This is a genomic window from Alcanivorax sp. HI0083 (assembly GCF_001635175.1).
This window is the reverse complement of sequence record NZ_LWFX01001347.1, coordinates 1-2,835: the sequence shown is the minus strand read 5'-3', so window position 1 is coordinate 2,835 and position 2,835 is coordinate 1. Positions and strand designations below refer to the sequence as shown.

The following is a 2,835-nucleotide window of genomic DNA, read 5'->3' as shown; positions in this document are numbered from 1 at the left end:
GGCGGCACGGTCCGCTTCCGGGTCATTATCCCCTTCAGCGCCGTCCTCTGGCTGCTCGGTCTGTCCCCGCTCAGCCAGCGTATTAATTCGGGTATCCAGATCCAGATAACGCTCACGCTCGGCTTCCTTGAGAGTGGAAAGCTCGTGGCGCAGTTCTTCCAGCTGACCCTGCAGCTGCTGAATCTGTTCTTCAAACTGTTGCTGCTGTTGCATCAACACCATCAACCCATCCTCGTTCACCGCAGCAGACGGTGCGGAGGTATTGCGCATTTGCGATTGCGCCTGGGCGAGGCTGCGCTCTTCAACGGCCAGCGGCCCAGTACTCTGTGCATGCGCACAGAGCACCAGGGAGCTGAGCATCGCGCCTGCGAACAGGCGCGCTGTCATCACTACCTTCATGCCTTACGGACGGCCGGACAGGTAGTTGATTTCTACGCGGCGGTTCTTGGCCCAGTCCATTTCACCGTGGCCAAAGGCTGCCGGCTTCTCTTCACCGTAGGAAACGATTTCCAGCTGTGAGGAAGCAACACCTTGTACGCGCAGGAACTTCTCTACCGCTTTGGAACGACGCTCGGACAGAGCAACGTTGTATTCACGGGTACCGCGCTCATCAGCGTGACCTTCCAGACGAATTTTCGCGTTAGCGTTGTTCTTCAGGTAAGTCGCGTGGGCACGCAGGGTTTCGAAAGCCGCAGCCGGAACGGTGTTGCTGTCGAACGCGAAGTAGATAACGCGAGAATCGGTAGTACCGTCATAGTTGGACGGATGGTTGTAGAAGTTGTCAGCAGTCAGCGGGATGCTGCTGGTGTCCGGCTTAACCGGCTCTGACGGCTCAACCGGAGTCACCGGAGAAGTGTCAGTCTGCTGAGACATGTTGTCAGTCGCAGAAGTATCGTCTTCAGTCGGGGTGCTGGAACAGGCTGCCAGGGCAGCTGCCAACACAATGGCAAACAGCGGGTTAAGTAATGAACGCATGCGAAAAGCTCCTATAATTTCCTAGTATTGGACTCCGAGAACCACTCAGAGGAACGGCGACCATGCCGGTTCTCTGACTTCCCCTTCCTTCGACGGCAGCTCAACTTTCACTCTGCCATCGATGGATACGGCTTCCAGAACCCCCGTTCCCCCGTGTTGCGTCCCGTAAATTACCATACTTCCATTGGGCGCAACACTGGGCGATTCATCCATATCGGTGCGGGTCACAATATTAAATGTGCCGCGCTGGAGGTCCTGCACACCGACATTGAAATTTCCATTTCGCCGGTGCACATAAACGAGATAGCGACCGTCGGGGGTGACATCCGAGCGCGCATTATAGGCGCCCTGGAACGAAACCCGCCGGACCGACTTATCATTTATGTTCAGTTTGTAAATCTGTGGGCCACCGGAACGGCTGGAGGTAAACACCAGGTGCTCACCATCCGGTAACCAGCGCGGCTCGGTATCAATGCCGTAATTGTTGGTTAACCGGGTCAGTGCCTTGGTCGACAGATTCAACATATAAATTTCGGGATTACCGTCCCGCGACAACGTTAACGCCAGCTTCTGGCCATCCGGTGACCAGTCAGGGGCACCGTTGATGCCGCTGAAACTGGACACTTTTTCCCGCTCGGTGGTGGCCAGGCTGTGAATATAAATGGCCGGGCGTCCCTGGTCTTCAAAAGAAACGTAAGCAATTTTCCTGCCATCCGGTGACCAGGTAGGGCTCATGATCGGCTCTTTACTACGCAGAATCGTGGTCACACGATGGCCATCCGCATCCGCATATTGCAACTGATACGGGTTGGCATCATGACGATTGTGTGTCACATAAAGAATCTTGGTGGAAAAGGCACCGGGAATACCGGTGAGCTGTTCGTAGATACGGTCACTGATGGCATGGGCCACATCGCGCAGCTGCGACTCTGGCGGACGATAGGTTTCCGACATCAGTTTTTTCTGCCGGGCCACATCGAACAGCGCATAGCTGACTTCATAACCACCGGTTTCCTGGCGCTTCATGCTGCCCGTGATCACGTATTCCGTGCCCAGCACCTTGAAGTCCCGGTAGATCATTTCCTGTTCATTACGGGGCCGGCTGAGCATGTCTTCCGGCGGCAGCGGCTTGAACTGGCCACTGCGATGCAGGTCGGCCTGAATAATCTCGGACACATCTTCCGGCGCATTTTGCGCGCCATCAAAGGGCACGACTGCGATCGGCACCGCGTCCACGCGCCCTTCTGTTACCTTGATCAACAACTCAGCCTGGGCATTTACCATCCACAGGGCGGCCATCAGGGCGATGCTGACTTGTGTCCACACTTTGCGTTTACAGGTTTGCTGCATCCTTAACACACTTCTCATTGTGCAACTCCAGGATCAAATTCGATCACCAGTGAGCGAAACTGTTCGTTAAACAGCTGGCCATCCGGTACCGGTAGCGGGCTGGCCAACTTGACGGCATTCATGACCGATTCGTCGAAATCCGGGTAACCACTGCTTTGTGCCACCGATACATTGATCACTTCACCGCCCGGGATCATCTGTATTTTAACCCGCGTGGTGATGTCATCCCGGTTACGGTAATTGCCGGGAATCCGCCAACGCTGCCCCACATGGGCGGCGATGGCGTCGGTAAAACTGGCCACTTCAGCGTCAGCCTGATCCGCATTGCTGGCCGCTTCCTGATCGGGCTGATCAGACGCCTTGCTCTGCCTGTCCGTTTCCAGCTCTTCCTCCGCCAGCATTTCTTCCACGCTGGGAGTGTCAATGTCGGGCACTACCGGTTTCGGATCCGGTTTGGGCGCTGGCTTCGGGTCCGGCTTCTTCACCGGATCCGGTTTTTTTTCCGGCACA

The 2,835-nt window shown here is 55.9% G+C and carries 4 protein-coding genes; all 4 read right to left on the bottom strand.

All coding sequences use genetic code 11. The annotated features are described in order from the left end of the window. Positions 1-387: YbgF trimerization domain-containing protein (locus A3754_RS20080; protein WP_304439850.1), on the bottom strand; the 387-nt coding region annotated here is incomplete at its 3' end. Between the two features lie 15 nt (positions 388-402). Further along, positions 403-975 (bottom strand): peptidoglycan-associated lipoprotein Pal, encoded by a 573-nt coding sequence (gene pal, locus A3754_RS20075; RefSeq protein ID WP_007150084.1) that lies wholly within the window; start codon positions 973-975, stop codon positions 403-405. 45 nt (positions 976-1,020) lie between these two features. Further along, positions 1,021-2,343: a Tol-Pal system beta propeller repeat protein TolB gene (gene tolB, locus A3754_RS20070; protein WP_231880713.1), complete on the bottom strand. Its 1,323-nt coding sequence runs from the start codon at positions 2,341-2,343 to the stop codon at positions 1,021-1,023. Further along, positions 2,340-2,835 (bottom strand): cell envelope integrity protein TolA (locus A3754_RS20065; protein WP_156497113.1); only part of this gene is annotated, 496 nt, incomplete at its 5' end. The genes A3754_RS20065 and tolB, both read right to left, overlap by 4 nt.

What these genes read in the sequence shown, in the direction of transcription:
- tolB (WP_231880713.1), bottom strand. Translation starts at nt 2,343, where the DNA reads ATGAGAAGTGTGTTAAGGATGCAGCAAACCTGTAAACGCAAAGTGTGG.
- pal (WP_007150084.1), bottom strand. Translation starts at nt 975, where the DNA reads ATGCGTTCATTACTTAACCCGCTGTTTGCCATTGTGTTGGCAGCTGCC.